General features: G+C 72.4%; 22 protein-coding genes. 8 read left to right on the top strand and 14 right to left on the bottom strand.

Annotated elements, in window-relative coordinates; genetic code table 11:
* The first annotated feature begins 108 nt into the window (after window positions 1–108).
* Window positions 109–3,435: a GH92 family glycosyl hydrolase gene (locus ACFQ8E_RS12205; protein ID WP_430550824.1), complete on the top strand. Its 3,327-nt coding sequence runs from the start codon at window positions 109–111 to the stop codon at window positions 3,433–3,435.
* Window positions 3,436–3,507: 72 nt separating this feature from the next.
* Here the strand turns inward: ACFQ8E_RS12205 and ACFQ8E_RS12210 are convergent, their stop codons facing one another.
* The 3 genes from ACFQ8E_RS12210 to ACFQ8E_RS12220 form a co-directional block, all read right to left on the bottom strand.
* Window positions 3,508–4,818 (bottom strand): ABC transporter substrate-binding protein, encoded by a 1,311-nt coding sequence (locus ACFQ8E_RS12210; protein WP_430550825.1) that lies wholly within the window; start codon window positions 4,816–4,818, stop codon window positions 3,508–3,510.
* A 100-nt stretch (window positions 4,819–4,918) separates the two neighbouring features.
* Window positions 4,919–5,836, bottom strand: a complete 918-nt coding sequence (locus ACFQ8E_RS12215) for a carbohydrate ABC transporter permease (protein WP_430550826.1) — start codon at window positions 5,834–5,836, stop codon at window positions 4,919–4,921.
* Window positions 5,833–6,777 (bottom strand): carbohydrate ABC transporter permease, encoded by a 945-nt coding sequence (locus ACFQ8E_RS12220; protein WP_430551037.1) that lies wholly within the window; start codon window positions 6,775–6,777, stop codon window positions 5,833–5,835. Before ACFQ8E_RS12220 ends, ACFQ8E_RS12215 begins: the two co-directional genes overlap by 4 nt.
* A gap of 195 nt (window positions 6,778–6,972) precedes the next feature.
* On the opposite strand from ACFQ8E_RS12220, the gene ACFQ8E_RS12225 reads away from it, so the two are divergent.
* Entirely contained in the window at window positions 6,973–8,046 is a 1,074-nt protein-coding gene (locus ACFQ8E_RS12225) for a LacI family DNA-binding transcriptional regulator (protein WP_430550827.1), read from the top strand.
* 106 nt (window positions 8,047–8,152) lie between these two features.
* Entirely contained in the window at window positions 8,153–10,033 is a 1,881-nt protein-coding gene (locus tag ACFQ8E_RS12230) for a glycoside hydrolase family 2 protein (RefSeq protein ID WP_430550828.1), read from the top strand.
* A 30-nt stretch (window positions 10,034–10,063) separates the two neighbouring features.
* On the opposite strand, the gene ACFQ8E_RS12235 is transcribed toward ACFQ8E_RS12230, so the two are convergent.
* The gene (locus tag ACFQ8E_RS12235) at window positions 10,064–10,591 is read right to left on the bottom strand and encodes a GrpB family protein (RefSeq protein ID WP_430550829.1); all 528 of its coding nucleotides are present in this window, start codon (window positions 10,589–10,591) and stop codon (window positions 10,064–10,066) included.
* A gap of 108 nt (window positions 10,592–10,699) precedes the next feature.
* On the opposite strand from ACFQ8E_RS12235, the gene ACFQ8E_RS12240 reads away from it, so the two are divergent.
* Both ACFQ8E_RS12240 and ACFQ8E_RS12245 read left to right on the top strand, forming a co-directional pair.
* The gene (locus tag ACFQ8E_RS12240; protein WP_430550830.1) at window positions 10,700–11,098 is read left to right on the top strand and encodes a VOC family protein; all 399 of its coding nucleotides are present in this window, start codon (window positions 10,700–10,702) and stop codon (window positions 11,096–11,098) included.
* Window positions 11,099–11,160: 62 nt separating this feature from the next.
* Complete coding sequence (locus tag ACFQ8E_RS12245) at window positions 11,161–11,766, top strand: CatB-related O-acetyltransferase (RefSeq protein WP_430550831.1); 606 nt, start codon at window positions 11,161–11,163, stop codon at window positions 11,764–11,766.
* On the opposite strand, the gene ACFQ8E_RS12250 is transcribed toward ACFQ8E_RS12245, so the two are convergent.
* Window positions 11,763–12,488: a ZIP family metal transporter gene (locus ACFQ8E_RS12250; RefSeq protein ID WP_430550832.1), complete on the bottom strand. Its 726-nt coding sequence runs from the start codon at window positions 12,486–12,488 to the stop codon at window positions 11,763–11,765. The two genes, ACFQ8E_RS12245 and ACFQ8E_RS12250, sit on opposite strands and share 4 nt — an antisense overlap.
* Before the next feature lie 92 nt (window positions 12,489–12,580).
* Between ACFQ8E_RS12250 and ACFQ8E_RS12255 the strand changes: the two genes are divergently transcribed.
* Window positions 12,581–13,021 carry a hypothetical protein gene (locus ACFQ8E_RS12255; RefSeq protein WP_430550833.1) on the top strand — a complete coding sequence of 147 codons (441 nt, stop codon included), beginning with the start codon at window positions 12,581–12,583 and terminating at the stop codon, window positions 13,019–13,021.
* Here the strand turns inward: ACFQ8E_RS12255 and ACFQ8E_RS12260 are convergent.
* The 4 genes from ACFQ8E_RS12260 to ACFQ8E_RS12275 form a co-directional block, all read right to left on the bottom strand.
* Complete coding sequence (locus tag ACFQ8E_RS12260; RefSeq protein WP_430550834.1) at window positions 12,998–13,591, bottom strand: DNA-3-methyladenine glycosylase I; 594 nt, start codon at window positions 13,589–13,591, stop codon at window positions 12,998–13,000. The two genes, ACFQ8E_RS12255 and ACFQ8E_RS12260, sit on opposite strands and share 24 nt — an antisense overlap.
* Window positions 13,592–13,655: 64 nt before the next feature.
* A complete protein-coding gene (locus ACFQ8E_RS12265) occupies window positions 13,656–14,540 on the bottom strand; it encodes a carbohydrate ABC transporter permease (RefSeq protein ID WP_430550835.1) in 885 nt (294 codons plus the stop codon).
* Window positions 14,537–15,469 carry a carbohydrate ABC transporter permease gene (locus tag ACFQ8E_RS12270; protein WP_430550836.1) on the bottom strand — a complete coding sequence of 311 codons (933 nt, stop codon included), beginning with the start codon at window positions 15,467–15,469 and terminating at the stop codon, window positions 14,537–14,539. The genes ACFQ8E_RS12265 and ACFQ8E_RS12270 overlap by 4 nt, the downstream gene beginning before the upstream one ends.
* A gap of 6 nt (window positions 15,470–15,475) precedes the next feature.
* The gene (locus tag ACFQ8E_RS12275; protein ID WP_430550837.1) at window positions 15,476–16,768 is read right to left on the bottom strand and encodes an ABC transporter substrate-binding protein; all 1,293 of its coding nucleotides are present in this window, start codon (window positions 16,766–16,768) and stop codon (window positions 15,476–15,478) included.
* A gap of 258 nt (window positions 16,769–17,026) precedes the next feature.
* Here ACFQ8E_RS12275 and ACFQ8E_RS12280 point away from each other — a divergent pair, with 258 nt between their 5' ends.
* On the top strand, window positions 17,027–17,797 hold the full coding sequence (locus tag ACFQ8E_RS12280) for an alpha/beta fold hydrolase (RefSeq protein WP_430550838.1): 771 nt from the start codon (window positions 17,027–17,029) through the stop codon (window positions 17,795–17,797).
* 24 nt (window positions 17,798–17,821) lie between these two features.
* Here ACFQ8E_RS12280 and ACFQ8E_RS12285 read toward each other — a convergent pair whose 3' ends face one another.
* A complete protein-coding gene (locus ACFQ8E_RS12285; RefSeq protein WP_430550839.1) occupies window positions 17,822–19,033 on the bottom strand; it encodes a beta-ketoacyl-[acyl-carrier-protein] synthase family protein in 1,212 nt (403 codons plus the stop codon).
* Between the two features lie 230 nt (window positions 19,034–19,263).
* On the opposite strand from ACFQ8E_RS12285, the gene ACFQ8E_RS12290 reads away from it, so the two are divergent.
* Window positions 19,264–20,757 carry an APC family permease gene (locus ACFQ8E_RS12290; RefSeq protein ID WP_430550840.1) on the top strand — a complete coding sequence of 498 codons (1,494 nt, stop codon included), beginning with the start codon at window positions 19,264–19,266 and terminating at the stop codon, window positions 20,755–20,757.
* Window positions 20,758–20,782: 25 nt separating this feature from the next.
* Here the strand turns inward: ACFQ8E_RS12290 and ACFQ8E_RS12295 are convergent, their stop codons facing one another.
* From ACFQ8E_RS12295 to ACFQ8E_RS12310, 4 genes are all read right to left on the bottom strand, one after another.
* Window positions 20,783–21,868 carry an HAD family hydrolase gene (locus ACFQ8E_RS12295; protein ID WP_430550841.1) on the bottom strand — a complete coding sequence of 362 codons (1,086 nt, stop codon included), beginning with the start codon at window positions 21,866–21,868 and terminating at the stop codon, window positions 20,783–20,785.
* A 92-nt stretch (window positions 21,869–21,960) separates the two neighbouring features.
* Window positions 21,961–23,388, bottom strand: coding sequence for a DUF222 domain-containing protein (locus tag ACFQ8E_RS12300; protein WP_430550842.1), 1,428 nt, complete (start codon window positions 23,386–23,388; stop codon window positions 21,961–21,963).
* A gap of 75 nt (window positions 23,389–23,463) precedes the next feature.
* Entirely contained in the window at window positions 23,464–23,988 is a 525-nt protein-coding gene (locus ACFQ8E_RS12305; protein WP_430550843.1) for an O-acetyl-ADP-ribose deacetylase, read from the bottom strand.
* Between the two features lie 34 nt (window positions 23,989–24,022).
* Window positions 24,023–24,271 carry a PspC domain-containing protein gene (locus ACFQ8E_RS12310; protein WP_430550844.1) on the bottom strand — a complete coding sequence of 83 codons (249 nt, stop codon included), beginning with the start codon at window positions 24,269–24,271 and terminating at the stop codon, window positions 24,023–24,025.
* Between the last annotated feature and the right edge of the window lie 25 nt (window positions 24,272–24,296).

Raw genomic sequence — 24,296 nt, forward strand, 5'->3', positions numbered from 1 at the left:
TAAGAGACAGGCCCTACACGGGCCAGCCCTACTTCTGCAGCGAGTACGGCGGCATCTGGTGGAACCCGGAGGAGGCCGCGCGGCCGTGATCGCAGGAGAGTGGAGCACATGCCCGGACCTGACTTCCGCACCTCGTTCGAGCCCGGTGACCCTGCCCCGCTGCCGTCCGCGCGCCGGGCGCCACTGGTCGCCCGCGTGGGCGACGGCCCGGCGTCGGGCGCCACGCTCAAGCCGCGCGCAGGGTTCACGGGTCTGCACGCCCTGGGCTTCGCGGGCCTCAAGGACGGGCCCGGGCCCGCGACGCACGTGCTGTTCCGGGACCTGGGGATCGAGGTGGGGCCGCGCACGCGGCTGAGCTACGTCGTGCTGCCCGACCTGCGTGGCGACCTGCGGTACCCGTCCACCTACGTGGCTCTGGACCTGGCGTTCACCGACGGCACGTACCTCTCCGACCTGCCGGCCGTCGACGCCCACGGCACGGGCGCCACGGCGCGCGCCCAGGGCGAGGGCAAGATCCTCTACGCCGACCAGTGGAACTCCGTGCGGATCGACGTCGGTGCCGTCGCCGCGGGCCGCACGGTCGACGCCGTCCTGCTGCGCTGCGACCCGCCCGACGACCTGGCGGACGCCGGGTTCTCCGGCTGGCTCGACGACGTCGCCCTGGTCGCGGAGCCCACGGGCCCGCCCGGGCCCGATCTCGTCGACCTCGTCGACACCCGCCGCGGCACGATGTCGAGCGGCCAGTTCTCCCGGGGCAACAACGCGCCCGCGACCGCCGTGCCGAACGGGTTCACGCTCTGGGTGCCGATGACCGACGCCGGGTCGCGGCGCTGGCTGTACGAGTACCACCGGGCCAACGACCCGCAGAACCGTCCCGTGCTCCAGGGGTTCGGCGTCTCGCACCAGCCCAGCCCGTGGATGGGCGACCGCAACCAGCTCGTCGTGCAGCCGGCGACCGGCCCGGGCACCCCGACGGGCGACCTCGCCGCGCGCGGCCTGCCGTTCGACCACGCGGACGAGACCGCCCGCCCCGACCTGTACGCCGTGACCTTCGCGGACGGCACCACGCTCGCCGCCACGCCCACCGACCATGGCGGCCTGCTGCGGTTCGGCTTTCTGGCCGGCACACCAGGGGGCGCGGGGCACGTGCTGCTCGACACGGTGACTACGGCCGCCGGGGAGGCCCGCCTCACCGTGGACCTCGACGGCACGGTGACGGGATGGATCGACGACGGCAGCCCGCTGTCGGTGGGCCGCTCCCGCATGTTCGTGGCCGGCAGTTTCGACCGGGCGCCCGTCGCCGTCGGCGCCGCCCACGGCGACCGGCAGCACGCCCGGTTCGCGACGTTCGACACGGCGGGCGACGGGGGGAGCGCCGTCGTCGAGCTCCGCCTCGCGACGTCGTACCTGAGCCTCGACCAGGCGCGCCGCGCCCTGGACCAGGAGCTCTCGGGGCGGTCGTTCGACGACGTCCAGCAGACGGCGCGGGCGCTCTGGCACGAGCGGCTCGGCGTCGTCGAGGTGGCCGGCGCGACCGAGGACCAGCGCGTCACGCTGTACTCCAACCTCTACCGGCTCAACCTGTACCCGAGCTCGCAGACCGAGAACGCCGGCACCGCCGAGCATCCGCGGTACCGGTACGCGAGCCCGACCGCGCAGCCCGTCGGCGAGAGCACCGACACCGAGACGGGCGCGGCCGTCGTCGACGGACGCATGGTGGTCAACCACGGGTTCTGGGACACCTACCGCACGGCCTGGCCTGCCTACGCGCTGCTCTACCCCCGCCTCACCGCGGAGCTCGCGGACGGGTTCGTGCAGCAGTTCCGCGACGGCGGCTGGATCTCTCGCTGGTCGTCCCCGGGCTACGCCGACCTCATGACCGGCACCAGCTCCGACGTCGCGTTCGCCGACGCCTACCTCAAGGGCGCGCTGCCGACGGGCGTCGCACTCGACGCCTACGACGCCGCGCTGAAGAACGCGACCGTCGCACCCCCGCACGCCGCCGTCGGCCGGAAGGGGCTGGAGACGTCGGCCTTCCTCGGCTTCACGCCCGCGACCACTCATGAGTCGGTGTCCTGGGGGCTGGAGGGCTGCCTCAACGACTTCGGCATCGGCGGGATGGCGGCGGCGCTCGCGGACGACCCGGCGACTCCCGACGCACGCCGCGCCGACCTGCGCGAGGAGTCGGCCTACCTGCTGGACCGGGCCACCCAGTACGGCGGCCTCTTCGACCCGGAGGTCCGGTTCTTCCGCGCGCGGGGCGCGGACGGCGCGTTCACCCCCGCCGCCCACCGTTTCGACCCGGATGACTGGGGCGGGCCGTTCACCGAGACGAACGCCTGGAACTTCGCCTTCCACGCGCCGCACGACCCGCGAGGGCTCGCGAACCTCTACGGCGGCCCCGGCGGCCTGGAGGCGCGGCTCGACGAGTTCTTCGCCCGCCCCGAGGACGGCACCCACGTGGGCGGGTACGGCCAGGTCATCCACGAGATGACCGAGGCCCGCGACGTGCGCCTCGGCATGTGGGGCGTGAGCAACCAGCCGTCCCACCACGTGCCGTGGCTCTACACCGCGGTGGGCGCTCCGTGGAAAGCGCAGCGGATCCTTCGCGAGGCAATGCGCCGCCTCTTCGTGGGCAGCGAGATCGGCCAGGGCTACCCCGGCGACGAGGACAACGGCGAGATGTCCGCGTGGTGGCTCTTCGCCGCGCTCGGCCTCTACCCGCTGCAGGTCGGCTCGCCGCGGTACGCCGTCGGGTCGCCGCTGTTCGAGCAGGTCACCGTGCACCGGCCCGACGGAGACCTCGTGGTCCGGGCCGTCCGGAACTCCGTCGAGAACGTCTACGTGCAGGCCCTCGCCGTCGACGGCGAGCCCCGCGACGCGGCCTGGCTCGCACACGAGGACCTGGTCGGCGGCGCCACGATCGAGCTCGTCATGGGCCCCGAGCCGTCGGCCTGGGGTACCGGGCCGGGCGCCGTGCCGCCGTCGCTGACCCGCGGCGACACCCCGCCCGCCCCGCTGGTGGACGTGACCGGGGTCGGCACGGTCGTCGTCGACGACGGCGGCGTGCCCGCCGACGGGGCGGTCCTGGCCGACGACACCTCGGCGACCGTGCTGACGTTCGCCACCCGCACGCCCGTCGTCACGTGGACGGCGGACCACGGTCGGCCGGTCGTCGCGCGGTACACGCTCACCTCGGGCGACGGGGCCGCGCCGTCCGCCTGGCGCCTCGAGGGGACTGCCGACGCGGGCAGCGGCGATGGTGCGACCTGGACCGTGCTCGACGAGCGGTCGGGCGAGGCGTTCCGCTGGGCGCGGCAGACGCGGCCGTTCGGCGTCGCCCGCCCAGGTCGGTTCGCGCGCCTGCGGCTGGTCGTCACGGAGACGGCCGGCGACGGGCCGCTCACGCTCGCCCAGCTCGAGCTGCTCGCTTGAACGACGACGCCCCCGGACCGGCACGGAGCCGGCCCGGGGGCGTCGTCAGCGGGTCCCGTCAGCGGGACACCGTCACTGCGCCCTGACGGTCTCCTGCACGTACGCGAACCACTGGGACGCGAACTGATCCGCGTCGAGGTTGCCGTACTGCATCTCCTCGGACAGGCGCGCCATCTCGACCTCGATCTCGCCGTAGCCCTCGACCGGGACGGGGGCGGGCTCGGTGACGTCGTCGGCGTGGGTGTCCTCGTAGTCGAGCAGGCGGGAGTCGGGCGACCCGTCCTCGATCTTCATCGCGTCCTTCTGGGCGTCGGTGGCAGGCACCCCCTTGCTGGTGCCGAAGATCTCGCCCACCTGCGGGTCGTTCGTCATGAAGTCGATGAACGCGGCAGCCGCGTCGGGGTGGGACGAGTTGGCGGACGCCGAGAGCATCACGCCGGAGTGCCAGTACATCTTCTTGCCGTCGTCACCCGTGGGGATGGGCATGAGCTCGAGGTCCTCGCTGCCGAGCTCGGCGGTGTAGTTGGGCATCAGCGTGTCCCAGTTCGCCTCGGCCACGACCTCGGCGGAGTTCAGGCCCGTCTTCGGCTCGAGCTGGGCCGCACGCTTCGCCGGGAAGAAGGCCTGGGACTCGCGCAGGGGGGCCCACAGATCGGTCCAGGCCTGCACGTCCTCCTGGGTGAACGCGATCTGGCCGTCGTCGGTGAAGGGCGCCTTGCCCTGCTGCACCAGCCACTGCAGGAACCACGGGTTGTTCCCCGTCATGTCGCCCACGGGGTACACCTGCGGGTCGTGCTTCGCGCCCGCCTCGGCGACGTCCGCGAACCACTGGACCAGGTCGTCCCAGGTGTAGCCCTCGGCGGGGGGCTCCATGCCCAGCTCCTTGAGGAGCTTCGCGTTGTAGATGATCGACTGGGTGTTGAGGCTGACGGGGACGGCGTAGGTCTTGCCCTCGATCTGACCCGATGCGAGCGCGGTGTCGTCCACGCCGCCGGTGTCGAGGTTGACGCCCACCTGGCCGTCGAGCTCGGCGAGCTGGCCCGTGGCGCCGTACTGCCGCACGTAGCCCGCGTCCATCTGGACGACGTCGGGCAGGGCGCTGCCCGCCGCCTCGGTGGAGCGTGCCGTCCAGTAGTCGTCCCAGGACTGGAACTGCGTCTGGATGGTGATGTTCGGGTGCTTCTCCTCGAAGGCGTCGATCGCCTTCTCGTACCTCGCGGCCCGGTCGTCGTTGCCCCACCACGCGAAGGACAGCGTGATGTCCTCGTCCGTGGAGACCTTGGCGGCCGGGCCGGCGTCGGCCCCGCCGTTCCCACAGGCGGCGGTCAGGCCGACCGTGACGGCGATGGCGGCGACGGCGCCGGAGAGTCGTGCGAGCTTCATGGGGGGTTCCTCCGTCCCGCAGCACTGCGGGGGTCGGGCCTGGGCGGTCGTGCCCGCCGCGGCTGGTCGGTGTGTGATGGGTGGTGCAGGCGCGCGGGCGTCAGCCCTTGAGGCCTTGGGTGGCGACGCCGTCGACGATGTAGCGCTGGAAGAGGATGAAGAAGATCATCACGGGCAGCAGGGCCAGGACGGCCATGGCCATCTGGGCGCCGTAGTCGGACACCGAGGTCTGGTCGACGTACAGGCGTAGCGCGATGGGCAGGGGGTACAGGTCGGGCTTCTTGAGGTAGAGCAGCGGGCCGAGGAAGTCGTTCCAGGACCAGATGAACGCGAAGATCGAGCTGGTGATGATCGCGGGGCGCATCAGGGGCAGCATGATCGATCCGAAGATGCGCCCGTGGCCGGCGCCGTCGATGCGGGCGGCCTCGTCGAGCTCGCGGGGCAGGTTGCGCATGAACTGGACCATGAGGAACACGAAGAACGCTTCCCCGGCGAGGAACTTCGGCGCGAGCAGGGGGATGAACGTGTTCACCATGCCGAGCTCGTTGAACATGATGTATTGCGGGATGATCACGACGTGGAACGGCAGCAGCAGCGTGCCGATCATGATCGCGAAGAAGATGCCCCGGCCGGGGAAGTCGATCCGCGCGAACGCGTACGCGGCCACGGTCGAGGACAGGATCACCCCGACCACGGACGCGACGGCGAGGATCATGGAGTTGCCGAAGAAGGTCCAGAACCCGACCCCGCCGATCCCGGACAACGCCGTGGCGAAGTTGGACAGCGACAGGTTGTCCGACCACAGGCTGATGTTCCCGATGATCTCGTTGCTGGGCTTGAACGAGCTCATGAGCATCCACGCGGCCGGGTAGAGCACCACGATCGTGCACACGACCATGAAGGCGTGGAACCCGACCGACCGGGCACCCTTACGCCGCTTGGCCGCCTGACGCAGCGAGGTATCCACCACACGCGTCTCGCGCACGGGTGCGGGCTGGGAGAGGGTCGGGGCGCTCATCGGTTGTCTCCGGAGTAGTGGACCCAGGCGTTCGAGGTCTTGAACAAGATCGCGGTGATCACGCCGACCACGACGACCAGGACCCAGGCCATGGCCGAGGCGTACCCCATGTCGAACTGCGCGAAGCCCTTGATGTACAGGTACAGCGTGTAGAACAGGGTCGAGTCCGCCGGACCGCCCGTGCCGCCGGAGATGATGAACGCCGACCCGAACACCTGGAACGCGCCGATGGTCTCCAGCAGCAGGTTGAAGAACAGCACCGGGGACAGCATCGGGATCGTGATCCGCCAGAACTTGCGGACCGGGCCCGCACCATCCACCGCGGCCGCCTCGTACAGCTCGGCCGGGATCTGCTTCAGGCCCGCGAGGAAGATGACCATCGGGGCGCCGAACGTCCACACCGCGAGCAGCACGAACATCGGCATCGTCTTGGACGGGTCACCCACCCACCCCCCGGCCGGCAGCCCGAACAGCTGCTGGATCCGGTCCACGATGCCGTCATCGATGAACATCGCCTTCCACACGATCGCGATCGACACGCTCGCGCCGATCAGGCTCGGGGCGTAGAAGATCGACCGGTACGCGCCCTGACCCCGGTGCTTCATGTTCAGCACCATCGCCACCAACAGAGCGGCAGCGAGCTTGATCGGCGTGCCGACCAGCACATAGATCGCGGTCACCTTCGCCGACGTCCAGAACCTGGGGTCTTCGAACAACTTCACGAAGTTGTCGATCCCGACCCACGACGGCGGCCGGAACAAGTCATAGTCCGTGAACGCCAGATACAACGACGCCACCATCGGGAACGCCGTCAGCACCACGAAACCCACCAACCACGGCGACAAGAACGCGAACCCCGCACCCGCCTCACGACGGCGGGCTCGGGCGCTTCGTGGGTTGCTGGCACGGGTGGGTGCGGCGGAGGGGGCCGCCGGAGCCATCTCACCGGTCACTGTCACGTGGTCCGTCTTTCTGAGTCGTCGTCGACACAGCGTCTGCTGACACGTCATGGTCGAGCGTTGGTGCAACGTTGCGATCTAACGTTGGATCACGATGAACTACCGCGGCACCTCTCGTCAAGAGGTGGCGCGCCGTTTTCGTCGGACCCGGTCCGGGACCGACGGCGAGGAGGACGAGTGGGCGACGACGGTACGACGAGCACGGGGAGCCCGGCCGCCACGACGGCGAAGCCGCCGGGGGTCAAGGATGTTGCAGCGGCCGCCGGGGTGTCGTGGAAGACGGTCTCGAACGTCGTGAACGGCACGGGCCGGGTCGGCGCGGCGACCCGCGGACGGGTCGAACAGGTCATCGCCGACCTCGGCTACAGGCCCAACCTCGCGGGCCGCCAGCTGCGCCAGGGACGCACCGGGATCCTCGCGCTGGCGGTGCCGCAGATCGACTCGCCCTACTTCTCGACCCTCGCCCACGAGACGATCGAGGTGGCGGCGGCGCGGGGCTACCGGGTGCTGATCGACGAGACCCGCGGGGCCCCGGAGGCGGAGCGCCTCGTGGCGCGCGGCTTCGACGTGCGTCTCATCGACGGCATCGTGTTCAGCCCGCTCGACCTCAGTCTCGGCGACGTCGACGAGCTGCGCGGCAGCACGCCGATGGTGCTGCTCGGCGAGCGGCCCTGGCACCCCGGCGGAGCCCTGACCACGGACCATGTGAGCATCGACAACGTCGCCGCCGCTCGCGAGGCCACGCGCCACCTGCTCGGTACCGGGCGTCGCCGGCTCGCCTTCCTGGGCGCGGAACCCGAGGTGCCGGAGCGGTCCGGGGCTCCCCGCCAGCGCGGGTTCGTCGAGGAGCTGCGCGCGGCCGGGCTCGAGGTGCGGCCTCCCTGGCTGCTCCCGGTGGCGGACTACAGCCGGCGGTCCGGAGCGCGCGCCGTCGAGGAGGTGCTGCCCCGTGCGGGCGAGATCGACGGCCTCGTGTGCGGCAACGACCTGCTCGCGCTCGGGGCGATGCACGTGCTCCGCACGAACGGTGTCCGGGTGCCGGAGGACGTCGGCGTGGTGGGCTGGGACAACACCGAGGACGGCCGCTACGCGAACCCGGGCCTCACGACGATCGCGCCGGACGTGCGAGGGGTCGCGGAGGCCGCCGTCGGCCGCCTGGTGGCGCAGGTGGAGCGCACCGGAGGAGCGCCCGAGGACGTCGTCGTGCCTCATCGGTTGCTCGTTCGCGAGAGCTCCCGTCGGCAGGACTGAGGGCGTCCCGGCGAAGGCCGTGGTGGTACAACGTTGCGCTTTTGGACCCACGAAGGTTGAATCAGCCCCGGACCATCGACCAGCCGACCGCGACGGAGCAGCCGCCATGGCAGACCACCTCACTCACCTCGACCCGCCCTCCGCCCCCGTGGGCGCCGCCGTGCCGCGACCGGAGTACCCGCGCCCGCAGGTGGTGCGCGAGCGCTGGCTGAACCTCAACGGCACGTGGCAGTTCGAGCTGGACCGCGGCGACTCGGGGCTCGAGCGCGGTCTGCGCGACCGGGAGCTCACCGGCACCATCACCGTGCCGTTCGCCCCGGAGTCGGAGCTGTCCGGGATCGGGGACACGGACTTCCTGGAGGCGGTCTGGTACCGCCGCGAGGTGACGGTCCCGGCCGAGTGGGCGGCCGTCGCCGGCGACGACACCCACGTGCTGCTGCACTTCGGCGCCGTCGACCACGACACCACCGTGTGGGTGGACGGCACCGAGGTGGTGCGCCACCGCGGAGGGTTCTCGCCCTTCACCGCCGACCTGCACGGCGTGGCGGCGCCCGGCGACACCGTGACCGTCGTCGTGCGGGCCCGCGACCCCCGCGACGCCCGGCAGGCCCGCGGCAAGCAGGCCACCTGGTACGCGAACACCCACTGCCAGTACACGCGCACCACGGGCATCTGGCAGACGGTGTGGCTGGAGCCCGTCCCGGGCGCCCACCTGCGCCGCCCGCGCGTCACGCCGCACGTGGCGAGCAGCGCGTTCGACGTCGTCCTGCCGCTGACGGCGAACCGCCCCGGCCACACCGTCACCGCGACGCTCACCGACGCGGACGGCGTCGTGGCCACCGAGACGGCGCGCGCCGACGTCGACCTCGCGCCGGCGCTGCGTGTCGTCGTTCCCGAGGGTCGCGTGCGGCTCTGGGGCCCGGGGGACCCGCACCTGTACGGCCTGCGGGTGGAGCTGCGCGACGGTGACGGCGCGATCGTCGACGCCGTGGAGTCCTACGCCGGCCTGCGGTCCGTCGCGATCGACGGCCAGGCCGTGAAGATCAACGGCCGTGCCGTGTTCCAACGCCTCGTGCTCGACCAGGGGTACTGGCCCGAGTCGCTCATGACGGCGCCGTCCGACGCCGCGCTCGTGCGCGACATCGAGCTCGGCCTCGAGGCCGGGTTCAACGGCGCGCGCCTGCACCAGAAGGTCTTCGAGGAGCGGTTCCTGTTCCACGCCGACCGCCTCGGCTACCTCGTGTGGGGCGAGTTCGGCGACTGGGGCGTGAGCGGGCAGGGCACCGTCGGCCACAACCAGCAGCCCACGGCGTCGTTCACCACCCAGTGGCTCGAGGTGCTGGAGCGCGACCACTCGCACCCGTCGATCATCGGCTGGTGCCCGCTCAACGAGACGCACCAGGACCTGCACGACCGGATGACCGTGCTCGACGACGTCACCCGCGGCATGTTCCTCGCCACCAAGCTCGCGGACCCCTCGCGGCCCGTCATCGACGCCAGCGGGTACGCGCACCGGGTGCTCGAGACCGACGTCTGGGACTCCCACAGCTACGAGCAGGACCCGGAGCGGTTCGCGCGCCAGATGGCCGGGCTGGCGGACGGCGCGCCGTACGAGAACCGGCGCGAGGACGCGGCGATGTCCGTGCCGTACCGGGGGCAGCCCTACTTCGTCTCCGAGTACGGCGGCATCTGGTGGAACCCGGAGGCGGCGGCCGCCGCGGCGGGGAACGACACCGCCGAGTCGTGGGGCTACGGCCAGCGCGTCGCGGACGAGGAGGAGTTCCACGCCCGGTTCCGCGGCCTCACCGAGGTGCTGCTCGGCGACCCGCTGATGTTCGGTTACTGCTACACCCAGCTCACCGACGTGTTCCAGGAGCAGAACGGCGTGTACCGCTTCGACCGGTCCGAGAAGCTCGACGTCGCCCGCGTCCGCGAGGTGCAGCAGCAGGTCGCCGCCGTCGAGGAGGCGGACCGCGCGGCGGTCTGACGCACGGACCGTCCCCGACGACGGCCCGGGCTACTTGTCCCAGGCCGTCGTCGGCGGCAGGCCGCGGGCCGCGCGCTCGGCGTTGAGGAGCTCCTCGACGAGCGCCCGCTTGCCGGCGGTGTACTCCCGCCCGTCGGTGAGCTCCGCCGCCAGGCGGGTCTTGAGCTCGCCGTACCGGCGCCGCGCCGTCGCGTCGTGGAGCAGCCTGTCGCGGAACAGCCGTTGGGGGCACGTCTCCCAGACGTCGTGGGCGAAGACGTGCAGGATGTGGGTGCGCGCGCCGTCGTGCTCGCGCACGTACACGCCGTGGTTCCTCGGCCCGTGCGCGATCCGACCGTAGGCGAGCGGCGCGACGTCCGGCCCCAGTCCGAACGGGTCGACGTCGGGAGCCGCGCGCGCGGCGAGGTCGAGGATCGGCTTGGCCACCAGTCCCGGCACCGCGGTGCTGCCGATGTGCTCGACCGTCGTCACCCGGTCGTCCAGGGCCGCCCGGAGTCGCGCGGCCTCGGCACGGAACTCGTCGGCGAACTCCGGGCGGTGGGCGGCGAGGGTGATCATCGTGCCGACTCTAGAGCGGTCCAATTCGGTGGAGAAGGCGTCCAGGGTGTGCGAGGTTCCTCGTGCGACGACCGTCGCCGCAGGACATCGGCACCTCGAGGGAGAGACATGACGAGCAGGTTCACCGAGCTGACCGTCGACTGCCACGACCCGGAACGGCTCGCGGCGTTCTGGTGCGCCGTCCTGGACTTCACGGTGCTCGACCGGAGCGACGACACGGTCGAGATCGCCTCCTGGGAGCCGACCGTCGAGGACATCCAGGCCCGTCAGATGCCGCCGACGATCGTGTTCACCCGGGTGCCGGAGGGCAAGAGCGTGAAGAACCGCCTCCACCTGGACGTGAGCCCGGTCGACCGCAGCACCGCCGACGAGGTGGCCCGGCTGCTCGACCTCGGCGCCACCCGGGCGGACGTCGGCCAGGGCGCCGACCGGACCTGGGTGGTCATGGCCGACCCCGAGGGCAACGAGTTCGACGTCCTGCGCACCCTCGCGCCCTCCGACTCCTGACCGACGAGAGGACTGCCGTCGCGATGCCGCCCGTCCTGCCCGATCCCACGGTGCTCCACCCGATGCCCGAGCACCCGCGCGTCGTCCTGCTCAAGCCGCTCGTGGCCTCGCCGCTGATCGAGGTCGGGGACTTCTCCTACTACGACGACCCCGACGACCCGACGGCGTTCGAGACCCGCAACGTGCTCTACCACTACGGCCCCGAGCGGCTCGTGATCGGCCGGTACTGCGCGCTGGGCACCGGCACCCGGTTCATCATGAACGGCGCCAACCACCGCATGGACGGCCCCTCCACGTTCCCGTTCCCCACGATGGGGGGCGCGTGGGCGGAGCACTTCGACCTCATCACCGGCCTGCCCGGACGCGGGGACACGGTGGTGGGCCACGACGTCTGGTTCGGCCACAGGGCCACGGTCATGCCCGGTGTCCGCATCGGTCACGGCGCGATCGTCGCGGCCGGTGCCGTGGTCACCCGGGACGTGCCCGACTACGGGATCGTCGGCGGCAACCCCGCCCGGCTGCTGAGGACCCGGTACGACGCCGACGACGTCGCGCGGCTCCTCGCCGTGGCGTGGTGGGACTGGCCGGTGGAGCACGTCACCAGGCACGTGCGGACGATCATGTCGGGCACGGTCTCCGAGCTCGAGGCGGCGGCGCCGGCGGCCTAGCCCAGCGCCGACAGCCCGAAGGCGGTCGCGAAGCCGAGCACGGTGACGAGCCCGGTGACCGGGCCGCCGAACTCGGTGGCTTCGGGGATCATCGTGTCGACCAGCATGGTGAGCAGCGCGCCGGCGGCGAAGGCCTGCACGACGGCGATGGTCACCGGGTCGGCGGTGCCCAGCGCCGCGTAGCCGACGCCCGCGGCGACCGCGGAGACCAGGGTGGTGCCGCCCCACAGCAGCGCCAGCCGGGCGGTGGACGTGCCCGCCTGGCGCAGCCCGACGGTGGCGGACATCGCCTCGGGCAGGTTGGAGATGAACACGGCGGCGAGGACCGCGACGCTCACCCCGCCACCCCCGACCAGGGTCGAGCCCAGCACCACCGACTCGGGGATGCCGTCCAGCACGGTGCCCAGCGCGATCGCGCCGCCCGACCCCTCCGACTGCGCGCCCGTGGACCGCTTGCGGTCCCGTCCTCCGCGCCGGTCGATGAGCAGGTCGCCGACGAAGAACGTCAGCGCACCGGCGGCCAGCCCCGCGAGCAGCACCCAGCCGCTCGCCGCCCGCGAGGCGTCCTCGACCAGGTCGTACGCGACGGCGCTGATGAGCACGCCCGCGCCGAACGCCATGATGAGGCCCGTGAGCCGCCGGCTCGGCGTCCGCCACAGCACGAGGGCGGCGCCGATCAGCAGCGACGAGCTGCCCAGCAGGCCCCACCAGAACCCGGTCATGCGGACATTGGACCAGGTGGCACGGTCGGCCGCCCGTCCACCCGACCGAGCCCTCGGGTGCGTCGCGCGGCCGGTGCTGCGAGCATCGCCGGATGGACCTGAAGGAGCTCGTGCGACCGGAGCCCACGTCGATGCCTCGCCGGATCGGGAGGGTCGCGCTCGGCGTGGCGCTCGCCGGGGCCGGCATCACCCACCTCACGGTCGCCCGCGAGGAGTTCCGGGCCCAGGTCCCCGCCTGGTTCCCGGTCGACGAGGACGTCACCGTCCTCGCGTCCGGGGCCGTGGAGATCGTGCTGGGCGGGTCGCTCGTGGCGCTCGCCCGGTGGAAGGTCGCGGTGGGACTGGTCGTCGCAGCCTTCTTCGTCGTGATCTTCCCCGGGAACGTCGGCCAGTGGCTCGAACGGAAGGACGGGTTCGGCCTCGACACCGACGCCAAGCGGTTCGCCCGGCTGTTCTTCCAGCCGGCTCTCGTCGCGCTCGCGCTCTGGTCGACGGGGGCGTTCGCCGCCCTACGCCGCGCCGCCCGCCGCTGACCGGTGGCCCGTGACCACCGGGCACGTCGCGAGGTGGTCGTCCACGAGCCCGCAGGCCTGCATGGCCGCGTACGCCGTCGTCGGGCCGAAGAAGCGGAACCCCTCCTTCTTGAGGGTCTTGGCCATGGCCTTCGACTCGTCGGTCATGGCGGGCACCGTCTGCCAGGACGCGAGTCGTGCCACGCGCGGCTCCGGCGCGAACGACCAGAACAGCTCGTCGAGCGTGCGGCCGTCGTCGTGCAGGGCGAGCACGGCGCGGGCGTTGCCGATCGTGGCCTCGATCTTCTGCCGGTTGCGGATGATCCGGGCGTCGCCGAGCAGGCGCTCGACGTCGTCGGGGGTGAGGGCCGCGACCTTCTCCGGCTCGAACCCGGCGAACACCTCCCGGAACGCGGGGCGCTTGCGCAGCACGGTGATCCACGACAGGCCGGACTGGAAGCCCTCCAGCGCGATCCGCTCCAGCAGCGCGGCCTCGCCGTGCACGGGCACGCCCCACTCGGTGTCGTGGTACGCCTCGTACAGGGGGTCGCCGTCGCCGAAGCACCGGGCGGCGGGGGTGGTCGTCGTCATGCCCCCAGCCTGCCCGGTGCTCCCGACACCCGGCCGCGGTCGTCCACAGGCCCGCGTGGTCCGTTCAGCCCTTCACCGACCCGGACATCAGTCCGCCCATGAAGTACCGGCCCAGCAGCACGTACACGAGCAGCGTGGGCAGCGAGGCGAACAGCGCGCCCGCCATGGAGACGCCGTAGTCCTGCAGCAGCGCGCCGTTGGCGAGGTTGTTCAGCGCGAGGGTCACGGGCCCGTTCTGGCTGGACGAGAAGAACACGGCGAACAGGAAGTCGTTCCACGCCGACGTGAACTGCCAGATGAGCACGACGACGAAGCTCGGCACGGAGATCGGCAGCACGATCCACGCGTACGTGCGCAGCATGCCCGCGCCGTCGACGCGCGCCGCCTCGATCAGCTCCTGCGGCACGGTCATGTAGTAGTTGCGGAAGATCAGCGTCGTGATGGGGATGCCGTAGACGACGTGCAGCAGGATCAGCGCCGGGACGCCGCTCGGTACGCCCAGCCCGAGCACCAGCTGGTTCAGCGGGATCATCACCGCCTGGTACGGGATGAACATGCCGAACAGGATCAGCGTGAACACGAGGTCGGCGCCGGGGAACCGCCACCGCGACAGCACGAACCCGTTGAGCGACCCGAGGAAGGCCGAGATCAGCGCGGCCGGCACGACCATCTGCACCGTGCGCGCGATGGCGGGCGAGAGCGTGGACCACGCCGTCTCCCAGTTGGCCGTGGTCCACACCTGCGGCAGGTTCCACGCCCGGGTCGGGGCGGCGTCGCCCGGGCCCTTGAAGCTGGTCACGAGCAGCACGTACACCGGCACCAGCACCACGAGCACGAAGAGCAGCAGCACCAGGTAGCGCAGCGTGCGGCCCACGGTGAAGCGGCCCCGCGGCGCGGCACGGCGGCCGAGGTCGATGGGGCGTCCGGCCTCCTCGACGACGGCGGTCATCGCTTGTCCTGCCGGTGGGTGTGGACCAGGTACGGCACGATGACGATCGCCACGATGACCAGCAGGATCGTGCCGACGGCGGCCGCGTTGGCGTAGTCGAATGCCGACTTGAACACGTACATGTCCACGGCGGGCACCTTGGTCTGGTAGTTCGCCGGCTTGGAGATCGACATGATGAGGTCGAACGCCTTGAGCGACATGTGGCCGATGATGATGAGCGCCGACAGCGCGATGGGCGACAGCTGCGGGAACAGCACGTGCCGGTACAGCTTCCACTCGCTCGCGCCGTCCACCCGGGCGGCCTCGCGCAGCTCGACGGGGATGCCGCGGAAGCCCGCGAGGAACAGCGCCATCACGTACCCCGAGAGCTGCCAGATCGCGGGGATCGCGATGGCGACGATGCCCACGGACACGTTGTTCCACCAGTTGTTCTGCAGCGCGTCCAGCCCGATCATCTGGAACAGCCGGTTGAGGCCCGACGCCTGCTCGCCCTGGTTGGAGTTGAGCAGCCACCGCCACACCACGCCCGACGCGATGAACGAGACCGCCATGGGGAACAGGTAGATCGACCGGAAGAACCCCTCGCCCCGCAGCGGCTTGTCGAGCAGCCAGGCCCACAGGAAGCCGATGATCATCGTGCCCACCAGGAACACCACGGTGTAGAGCACGAGGTTCGTCAGCGAGTGCTGGAACTCGTCGCTGGCCAGCAGGTCGAGGTAGTTGCGCAGCCCGACGCCCGTCGTCGGCGCCTGGCCCGTCGCCTGGGCGGCGGTGTGGTTGTCGGTCGCGGACTGGCGCGCGTTCGCCACGATGAGGCCGTAGACGAACACCCCGACCAGGACGAGGGAGGGCAGCAGCAGGAGCAGGGGCGCGCCGGCGCGGCGGACCACCCGGCGCACCCCCGTCCGCCTGCGCGTGGCGGCGGGCATCGCGCCTCAGCCGGCGACCGCGGCGGCCAGCTCCGACTGGAACGTCGCCAGGTCCGACGCCCCCGAGGTGAACTTGCTCGTGGCGTCCGTGATGGCCGTCGAGATCGCCACCGGGACGGCGGCACCGTGCGCCAACGAGGACACGATGGTGTCGCTCTTGAACGCCTCCGCGGCGGACTGCTGGTACTCGCCGAAGGTCGACATGTCGATGTCGGTGCGGGCCGGGATGGAGCCCTTGGCCTTGTTGAACGCCTCCTGCCCCTCGGCCGACCCCACCGTCTCGAGCCACGCCTTGGCCCCGCCGGGGTGCGGGGCGCCCACCGGCAGCGTGAACGAGTCGGCGAGGAAGTCGAAGACGCCGTCCGTGCCCGGCACGGCGTACGCCGAGTAGTCGGTGCCGAGCTCCTGCTTCTGCTCCACGTACGACGCCTCAGCCCAGTCGCCCATCACGGTGAACCCGGCCTTGCCGTCGATGACGAGCTGCTGCGACTCCGGCCAGTCGAGGCCGTCCCGGTCGGTGTTCGTGTAGCCCATGAGCGTCTCGAAGTCCTCCAGCGCCGCCTTGACCTCGGGGCCGCTCCAGTCGGTGGAGCCGTCCCACAGGCCGGAGTAGCCTTCGGCACCCAGGTCGGACAGCAGCACCGTCTCGAGGAGCTGCACCTGCGTCCACGCCTGCGCGATCGCGAGCGGCGTGACGCCCGCGTCCTTCAGCTTGGCCAGGTCGTCCATCCACGACGAGAGGTCGGGGTAGGTGGCGTCCGGGTCGAGACCGGCGTCGGTGAGCACCTGCCGGTTGGTCCACACCACGTTGGCGCGGTGGATGTTCGACGGGATCGAGTAGATCTCGCCGTCGTCGGCCTTCAGCCGGTCCACGAGGTCGGGCGGGAAGGCGTCGGTCAGCCCGAACTCGTCGTAGAGGTCGGAGACGGGCTCGATCTGCGCGGCGTCGATGTAGTCCTGCAGCTCCGCGCCCGCGTGGGCCTGGAAGGTGTCCGGCGGGTCCTGCGCCTGCAGGCGGGTCTGCAGCAGGTCCTTCGCCTGCGACCCTGCGCCACCGGCCACGGCCCCGTTGACGAACGTCACGTCCGGGTGCTGTTCGTCGAACACCTTGACCAGCGCGTCCAGGCCGGCCTTCTCCGACCCGGCGGCCCACCAGGTGAAGACCTCCACCTCGTCCGCGCCGCCGCTGCCGCTGCCGCCGCTCTCCGGTTCACCGCCGTTGCTGCCGCACGCGGCCAACGCCAACGCCGCCACGGCCGCGACCGCGGCGACCGCCGACGTCCTGGGAGCTCCTCGCATGTGCCTCACCCCTACGCCCTCGGGCCGGTGGGGGGTCGGTGCGCGCGGCACCGGCCTGGCGCGTCCTTGCGCCCCGGTCTCGCTCTCATCGCACGACCGGCGCGGTCACGGTGTCAAGGCACCCGGGGAACCTTCGCCCGAATCGTGACCGGAAGTCACCCGTGGGACATCGTCGTCGACGTACCGAAGAAGAGGGAGGAGACCGCAGCCCCGGAACGCCGGGCTCGGGTGAACTCCGGGACGCTAGGCTCCCGGGCCGTGACCTCAGAGCTGACGATCCACACCGCCGGCGACGCCGCCGCCCCCACGGTCGTGGTGCTGCACGGCCTCACCGACGCGGGCGACAACTTCCCCGACCTGGTGCACCGCTGGCAGCAGGACTGGCGCATCGTCGCGCCGAGCATGCGCGGCCACGGCACGTCGCCACGGTTCCGCGACGACGAGCTGGGCGGCACGGCCGAGCTGATGCTCGCCGACGTGCTCGCCGTCCTCGACGACCAGCCGGAGCCCGTCGTGCTGCTGGGGCACTCGATGGGCGGCGCGCTCGCGCTGCGCGCGGCGGTCGCCCGGCCGGCGGCGGTGCGCGCGCTGGTGCTCGAGGACCCGCCGCGTGCGGACGGCGGCCCCAGCCCGGCCGAGCACGCCGCCGGGTTCCTCGCGTTCGTCGAGGGCGTGAGCGCGCGTGTCGCGCAGGGCGAGCTCGACGCGCTCGTCACGGAGAGCGCGTGGAGCCCGCCCGAGGCCCGGGCCTGGGCGCGATGCAAGCCGCAGGTCCAGCGCGACTACCTGCGCCGGGGGCTGCACCTCGGTCGCGAGAGCTGGGCCGACCTCGTGTCCCGGCTGACGGTGCCGACCCTGCTGGTCCTGCCCGACCGGGACAGCGTCGGCCCGGCGCCCGACGAGCCCGGCCCGACCAACCCGCTGCTGCGCACCGTCGTCGTCGCCGACGCCGGCCACTGCGTGCGCCGCGACCAGCCCGACGCCTACTTCGAGGCGGTCGAGGGCTTCCTGGCCTCCGCCCTCTCCTGACGGTTCCGGCGCCGGTTCCGGCGCTCATCCCCGCGACAGCACCAGCGCGGCGCTGTGCCCGCCGAAGCCGAAGGCGTCGACGAGCGCGTGCCGCGCCGTCGTCGTCCGGGGCGCTGTGACGACGTCGAGGTCGACGGCCGGGTCGGGGTCGTCGAGGTTGATGGTCGGCGGCACGACGCCGTCGCGCAGCGCCAGCAGCGCGACCAGCGCGCCCAGGGCGCCGGACGCCCCGAGCAGGTGACCCGTGGACGCCTTCGTGGCGGTCACGGCGGGCGGGCTGCCGAGCGCGGCGCGCAGGGCCGCGGCCTCGTTGACGTCGCCCATCGGCGTGGACGTCGCGTGCGCGTGCACCAGCCCGACGTCGCCCGGTTCCAGGCCGGCGTCGCGCAGCGCGAGCGTGATGGTCCGGGCCTGGTTGGCCGGGTCGCCGCCGACGATGTCGAACGCGTCGGAGGTGAGGGACGCGCCGTCCACGGCCCCCAGGACCGTCGCGCCCCGCGCGCGGGCGTGCTCCTCGGCCTCGAGCACCACGAGCACGGCTCCCTCGCCCATGACGAAGCCGTCGCGGTGGACGTCGAACGGGCGCGAGGCGCGCAGCGGCTCGTCGTTGCGCGTCGACAGGGCGCGGACCCGGCCGAACCCGGTGAGGGACAGCGGCACGATGCTGGCCTCCGCCCCGCCGCACACGACGACGTCCGCCGCCCCCGAGCGGATCAGGTCGCGGCCCTGGGCGATCGCCTCCACCCCCGCGGCGCACGCGCTCACCGGGGCGCGGGCCCCGGCCTTGGCCCGCAGGTCGAGGGAGAGGTAGGCGGCCGGGCCGTTCGCCATCGCCATCGTGATGGTGTGCGGGGACACGCGGCGGTAGCCGGCCGTCCCGAGGACGTCCTGCATGGCGACGGTCGTCGCGATGCCGCCGTGCGCGGTGCCGACGGCCACGGCGACCCGGGTGGGGTCCACGTCCGGCGACCCCGCCGACGCCCAGGCCTCCCGGCCCGCGACCAGCGTCAGCTGCTCCACCCGGTCGCGCGCGCGGCGCTCGGGCACGCTCAGCCCGGCGGCGAAGGAGTCGTCCGCCCGCGCGGCGATGCGCACCGGCAGCGTGCCGGCCCACTCCTCCGTGATCGCGCCGGCACCGTTCGCACCGGCCCGCAGGGCCGCCCACGTCTCCTCGACCGTGCCGCCGACGGGCGTGACCGCCCCCGCTCCCGTGACCACCGTTCGTCGCACCCGCATGCACCTCGTCAGTCCGGTTGCCCCCTGCACCCGCACCGTGCGAGACCTTGTTGCGCGCAACTCTGCCCTGCCCGCCCGCGCGTCGCCCATGCAGGTCAGGCCTCGGCGCGGTTCCATGAGGGGACTGAAGGACGGCCAGGCCCGCGCGACGAGGCGAGGGGCACGGACGAACCGTGCGAGAGCACGATCCACGCGAGAGCACGATCCACTGCAGGATCCAGGAGGTCGCGATGAGTCAGACGATCGACCAGGCGGGCGGCGGGGCGGGCGGCACCGCCCCCGAACCGGGCCTCAAGCGGGTGATGGGGCGCAAGCTCCTGCTGCTCTTCATCGTCGGGGACATCCTCGGCACCGGCGTCTACGCCCTCACCGGGCAGGTCGCCGGCGAGGTGGGCGGCGCGGCCTGGGCGCCGTTCCTCATCGCGTTCCTGGTGGCGACCCTCACCGCGTTCTCGTACCTGGAGCTGGTCACCAAGTACCCCCAGGCCGCCGGCGCCGCGCTATACACGCACAAGGCGTTCGGCATCCACTTCGTCACGTTCATCATCGCGTTCATGGTGATGTGCTCCGGCATCACGTCGGCGTCGACGGCGTCGAACGCGTTCGCGGGCTTCCTCAACGACGGCTTCGGGCTCGGCCTCGAGCCCGGCGGCTCCGGGCTGCTGCTCATCGCGCTCGGGTTCATGACCCTCGTCGCGCTGGTGAACTTCCGCGGCGTCGGCGAGAGCGTCAAGGCGAACGTGGTGCTCACCCTCGTGGAGCTGTCCGGCCTGCTCATGGTCATCTTCGTCGGAATGTGGGGCATGACCCAGGGGCGGGCGGACTTCTCCCGCGTGGTCGTCTTCGAGAGCGCCGACGACAAGAGCGTCTTCCTCGCCGTGACGGCGGCGACGACGCTCGCGTTCTTCGCGATGGTGGGCTTCGAGGACTCCGTGAACATGGCCGAGGAGTGCCGCGACCCCGTGAAGGACTTTCCGCGCACCATGCTCACGGGCCTGTCCATCACGGGGCTCATCTACGTGCTCGTCGCGATCACCGCGGTCGCGCTGGTGCCGGTGGGCGACCTGGCCGACGACTCGAAGGGCTCCGCCCTCACCCAGGTGGTGGCCGCCGGGGCTCCGGGCCTGCCGTTCGACACGATCTTCCCGTTCATCGGCATGTTCGCCGTCGCGAACTCCGCGCTGATCAACATGCTCATGGCGTCCCGCCTGCTGTACGGGCTGGCGCACCAGGGCGTGCTGCCGCGCAGCTTCGGCAGGGTGCACCGCACCCGCAAGACGCCGTGGGTGTCGATCATCGTCACCACGCTCATCTCGTTCGGGCTCATCATCTACGTGGTCCGTGCCAGCGCGACCGAGGCCGGCTCGGACGCGATCAGCCTGCTGGGCGGCACGACGTCGCTGCTGCTGCTCACCGTGTTCGCGGTGGTGAACGTGGCGCTGCTGGTGCTGCGCCGCAAGCCCGTGCAGCACGAGCACTTCCGCACCAAGACGTGGATCGCGCTGCTCGGCGCCGTCACCTGTGCCTTCCTCGCGGGTCCGTGGGCGCGCAACGAGGAGCAGCAGGAGCAGTACGTCATCGCCGGCGGGCTGCTCGCCGTCGGCATCGTGCTGTCGTTCGTCACCTGGCTGTACAACCGCACCGTGCGGCACGAGCCCACCGAGTTCGAGCACGTCGAGGAGCTCGACGAGGACCGGCCGCAGGCGGGCTACCCGAAGCGCTGACGGGCGCGTCCGGCGGTCGGCCGACTCAAGGAGTCACCCGGCCGTCGACGCCGTGCTCGGCCAGCAGGTCGACGAGCGCAGGGATGCCGTCGTCGACCGTCCAGCACACCGCCGCGAGACCGGCCGTGCGGGCGCCCTCGACGTTCGCCGGCCGGTCGTCGACGAACAGGATCGACGCGGGGTCCGCGCCGATCCGGCGTGCCGCCTCGACGAAGAACGCCGGGTCCGGCTTCGCGACGCCCAGGTCGTGGGAGTAGCAACTGACGTCGAACAGGTCGTCGTAGCCGAGCGTCCCGCGCAGGTAGGCCGCCCGGTGGCGGTCCTGGTTGGTGCCCAGGTGGATGCCGTAGCCGTTGCGCCGCAGGGCGTCGACGACCGCGAACGTCTGCGGCGCCGTCTCGACGCGGCACCAGACGTCGGCGAACACCTGCTCGACCGGCGCGGTCACGCCCTGCTCCGTGAGCACCTCGGCCAGCAGGAGCAGCAGGTCGCCCTCGCCTGCGAGCGTCGGCCGCTCGGCCTTCCACGCCCGGTGCACGACGTCGCGTGCACGCTCCCCGGCGTGCGGCTCCATCAGCGCGTACCACCCGCCGGGTACGACCTGCAGCACGTCGTCGGCGTCGAACAGCACGTGCCGGATCGGCGACTCCGCGACGGCGCGCAGCGACCCCGGGCTGGTGGACGCCTGCACGAGGCCGTCGGGCAGCGGCGTCGGGTCGTGACGGACGTACGGCACGACGCCGACCTGGAGCTCGTCCTCGTACACGCGCGTGCCCGGGTCGGCGCTGCGCACGACGTCGACCGCGACGCCGTGCGCAGCCAGGATCGCGCACAGCCGGTCCACGCCGTCCTGCACGGCAACCGGGAGCGGGGTGCGGAACCATGTCACCGCGCCGACCGTGTTGCCGTCGGCGTAGAAGTCCGGGTTCTGCAGGTGCTCGAGGAACCAGTCGTGGAGGTCGAGATGCTCCGCCACCTCCCCGTCGGTGAGCACGCCCGCACGACGGAGATGGTCGACGGCCACGAAGATCCCGACCTCGACACCCAGTCGGCCGCGGTAGGTCGCCTGGACACGGACGAAGGTCTCGGGGGTGCCCTCCGGGGTGCTCACGGACGGCTCGTGGCAGGTCGCGGGCGGGCGGCGCACGCGCATTGCGGCAGACGCGCGTCGCCGCGCCCGTGCACCGAACCTCAGGCGTCGCCTCAGGACCAGGGCTCTGGTGCTTCGGCCTCAGGCGGGGCGGCATCAGGGCGCACGGGTGCGCCGGGTCGGGGTGCACTGGGTCCCGGTGTCGAGGGACCGGATCCGTCGGGGCCGGTGGGTTCCGCCGGAGGGTCGTGGTGCTCCCGCCCGGTCGGCGAGGTCCAAGTGAGGGTGCCGTCCGGGCCGAGCACGCCATGCCACGTCGACTGATGCTTGATCACGTGATGGTGCCGGCACAGATGTGCCAGGTTGTTCGCGACCGTGCGCCCGCCGTCGGACCATGCGACCACGTGGTCGACGTCGCACCGCGCCGCTGCGCGGGTGCAGCCCGGGAACCGGCAGACGCCGTCGCGCGCCCGGAGGAAGTCGCACAGCGCCGCGGGGACCGTGTACGTGCGGGGGTCGATGGTGAGCACGCTGCCGTTCACCGGGTCGACGAGCAGCCGGCGCAGCGACGGCGCCCCGGCCGTGAGCGTCGAGGCGGTCGCCGCGTCCACCGGCCCGTGGCCGTCGAGGTCGCCCGCCGCGTCCGAGCCGCCCAGCAGCGAGAGCACCGGCACCGTCACTCGCACGGTCGGCGTGATGCTGCGGGCGATCTCGGCGAGGTCCGGCACGGAGCCCTGGCCCTCGGCGCCGTCGTCGGTGCCGTCGTCGGTGCCCGTGAGGAGCAGGTCGGCGACCGCGTCCGCGCGAAGCTGCGCGAGCGTGCGGGGGTCTCCGGCCTCCTGCGCCCGTCGTCCCGCGACGGTGAGGCGGTCGTGGGCGGCGTGGGCCGCGTGCGCAGGCAGGAGAGCGGTGAGCCAGGCCATGCCGTCGGCACCGGGGTCGACGTAGACGGCTCGCGACTCCACGGCCCGGCGATGCCGCTCGACGAACGGCTCGGGGTGGGCGAGGTCTCGTGCGCGACGCAGGTGCCGGCGCAGCTGCGGCACGGTGCAGGCCGTGGCGCGGGGCAGCACGGCGGCCTCGACCAGGGCGCGTGCTTCCGTGGTCGGGAGCTCTGCCAGCGTGTCCGCGATCGCGGTGGCGTGGGCCAGCGAGAGGCGGCCTTGCCGGAGCCCGTCGAGGGTGGCGTGCCCCGCCTCTCCGGCGCGCACCGCCAGGGTGTGCGCCGTGTCGACGAGGTGGGCGGCCGCCTGTTCGGTGAGGCGCAGCGCCGTCGCGAGGTCGGCCGTGAAGGCGCGCCGGGCGAGGTCGCGGCGCCGTCCTGCACCGGCGCGGCCCAGCTCCACGTCGTCGTGCACGAGCAGCGCCGACTCGGCGCGCTCTGCGGCGATCCCGGCCCGCGCCACGGCGGCGAGCCTGCGTGCCTCGAGCGCGTCGACCTGCCGCTGGAGCTCCACGACCTCGTCGATGGCCGTCGATACGATCGCGAGCGACGGCGCCGCCGGGGACGGGTCGGGGAAGCCGGGCACGGTCTCGAACACATGTTCGAACCTACCGCTCGCGAGGTGCCGCCACAAGGCTGTGGACGACCGCCTGTGGACAACCGTTCGCGCAGGTCAGGCGGTCGCGAGCGCCTGTTCGAAGGCCGCCAGCACGGGCGCGTTGAAGAGCACGAAGCGGACCTCGTCGATCGCGGCCGGGTTGGCGTCGTCCCACGCGCGGACGGCGTCGAGCGCGGCCCGCGCGACGTCGTCGGGCGACCAGCCGTACACGCCGGCGCCGACGGCGGGGAACGCGACGGTCCGGGCGCGGAGGTCGGCCGCGACGTCCAGCGACCGCGTGAAGCAGGAGGCGAGCAGCGCGGGGTCGGTCTGGCCGGCGTGCCGGTTCGGGCCGACCGTGTGGATCACCCACGCGGCGGGCAGGTCGAAGCCGGGCGTCGCGACGGCGTCGCCCACCGGCAGGCCGTCGGGCAGCGTGCTGCGGCGCAGCTCGCGGCACGCCTCCAGCAGGCGCGGGCCCGCGGCGGCGTGGATGGCGCCGTCGACCCCGCCGCCGCCCAGCAGCGACGAGTTCGCGGCGTTGACGATCGAGTCCGTGGCGACGGTCGTGAGGTCGCCGCGTTCGAGGGTGAGCTCCACGGCTCCTCCTGGTGGGTCGGGAACGGGTCCGGCGTCAGGCCGTGCGCAGGGCCTTGTCCTCGTCGGGCATGAGGATCCACAGCACGATGTAGGCGAGCACCTGCGGGCCGGGGATGAGGATCGACGCGACGGAGAGCACGCGGACGAGGCCGCGGCTCCAGCCGAGGTAGTCGGCGAGGCCGGCGCAGACGCCGCCGAGCACGCGGCCGTGCTTCGGTCGGAACAGCTTGCGCCTCGGTGCCGGGGAGGGCTGGACGTAGGGGGTCGAGGTCGGTGTGGTCATGCTTCGACGGTACGAGCGGCGGGCC

The organism is Isoptericola sp. NPDC056573, from assembly GCF_042793335.1.
In the GTDB taxonomy this organism is placed as follows: domain Bacteria; phylum Actinomycetota; class Actinomycetes; order Actinomycetales; family Cellulomonadaceae; genus Isoptericola.

What these genes read in the sequence shown, in the direction of transcription:
- ACFQ8E_RS12215 (WP_430550826.1), bottom strand. Translation starts at nt 5,836, where the DNA reads ATGAGCGCCCCGACCCTCTCCCAGCCCGCACCCGTGCGCGAGACGCGT.
- ACFQ8E_RS12290 (WP_430550840.1), top strand. Translation starts at nt 19,264, where the DNA reads ATGAGTCAGACGATCGACCAGGCGGGCGGCGGGGCGGGCGGCACCGCC.
- ACFQ8E_RS12235 (WP_430550829.1), bottom strand. Translation starts at nt 10,591, where the DNA reads ATGATCACCCTCGCCGCCCACCGCCCGGAGTTCGCCGACGAGTTCCGT.
- ACFQ8E_RS12275 (WP_430550837.1), bottom strand. Translation starts at nt 16,768, where the DNA reads ATGCGAGGAGCTCCCAGGACGTCGGCGGTCGCCGCGGTCGCGGCCGTG.
- ACFQ8E_RS12260 (WP_430550834.1), bottom strand. Translation starts at nt 13,591, where the DNA reads ATGACGACGACCACCCCCGCCGCCCGGTGCTTCGGCGACGGCGACCCC.
- ACFQ8E_RS12240 (WP_430550830.1), top strand. Translation starts at nt 10,700, where the DNA reads ATGACGAGCAGGTTCACCGAGCTGACCGTCGACTGCCACGACCCGGAA.
- ACFQ8E_RS12230 (WP_430550828.1), top strand. Translation starts at nt 8,153, where the DNA reads ATGGCAGACCACCTCACTCACCTCGACCCGCCCTCCGCCCCCGTGGGC.
- ACFQ8E_RS12245 (WP_430550831.1), top strand. Translation starts at nt 11,161, where the DNA reads ATGCCCGAGCACCCGCGCGTCGTCCTGCTCAAGCCGCTCGTGGCCTCG.
- ACFQ8E_RS12285 (WP_430550839.1), bottom strand. Translation starts at nt 19,033, where the DNA reads ATGCGGGTGCGACGAACGGTGGTCACGGGAGCGGGGGCGGTCACGCCC.
- ACFQ8E_RS12265 (WP_430550835.1), bottom strand. Translation starts at nt 14,540, where the DNA reads ATGACCGCCGTCGTCGAGGAGGCCGGACGCCCCATCGACCTCGGCCGC.
- ACFQ8E_RS12270 (WP_430550836.1), bottom strand. Translation starts at nt 15,469, where the DNA reads ATGCCCGCCGCCACGCGCAGGCGGACGGGGGTGCGCCGGGTGGTCCGC.
- ACFQ8E_RS12220 (WP_430551037.1), bottom strand. Translation starts at nt 6,777, where the DNA reads ATGGCTCCGGCGGCCCCCTCCGCCGCACCCACCCGTGCCAGCAACCCA.
- ACFQ8E_RS12310 (WP_430550844.1), bottom strand. Translation starts at nt 24,271, where the DNA reads ATGACCACACCGACCTCGACCCCCTACGTCCAGCCCTCCCCGGCACCG.
- ACFQ8E_RS12210 (WP_430550825.1), bottom strand. Translation starts at nt 4,818, where the DNA reads ATGAAGCTCGCACGACTCTCCGGCGCCGTCGCCGCCATCGCCGTCACG.
- ACFQ8E_RS12255 (WP_430550833.1), top strand. Translation starts at nt 12,581, where the DNA reads ATGGACCTGAAGGAGCTCGTGCGACCGGAGCCCACGTCGATGCCTCGC.
- ACFQ8E_RS12205 (WP_430550824.1), top strand. Translation starts at nt 109, where the DNA reads ATGCCCGGACCTGACTTCCGCACCTCGTTCGAGCCCGGTGACCCTGCC.
- ACFQ8E_RS12250 (WP_430550832.1), bottom strand. Translation starts at nt 12,488, where the DNA reads ATGACCGGGTTCTGGTGGGGCCTGCTGGGCAGCTCGTCGCTGCTGATC.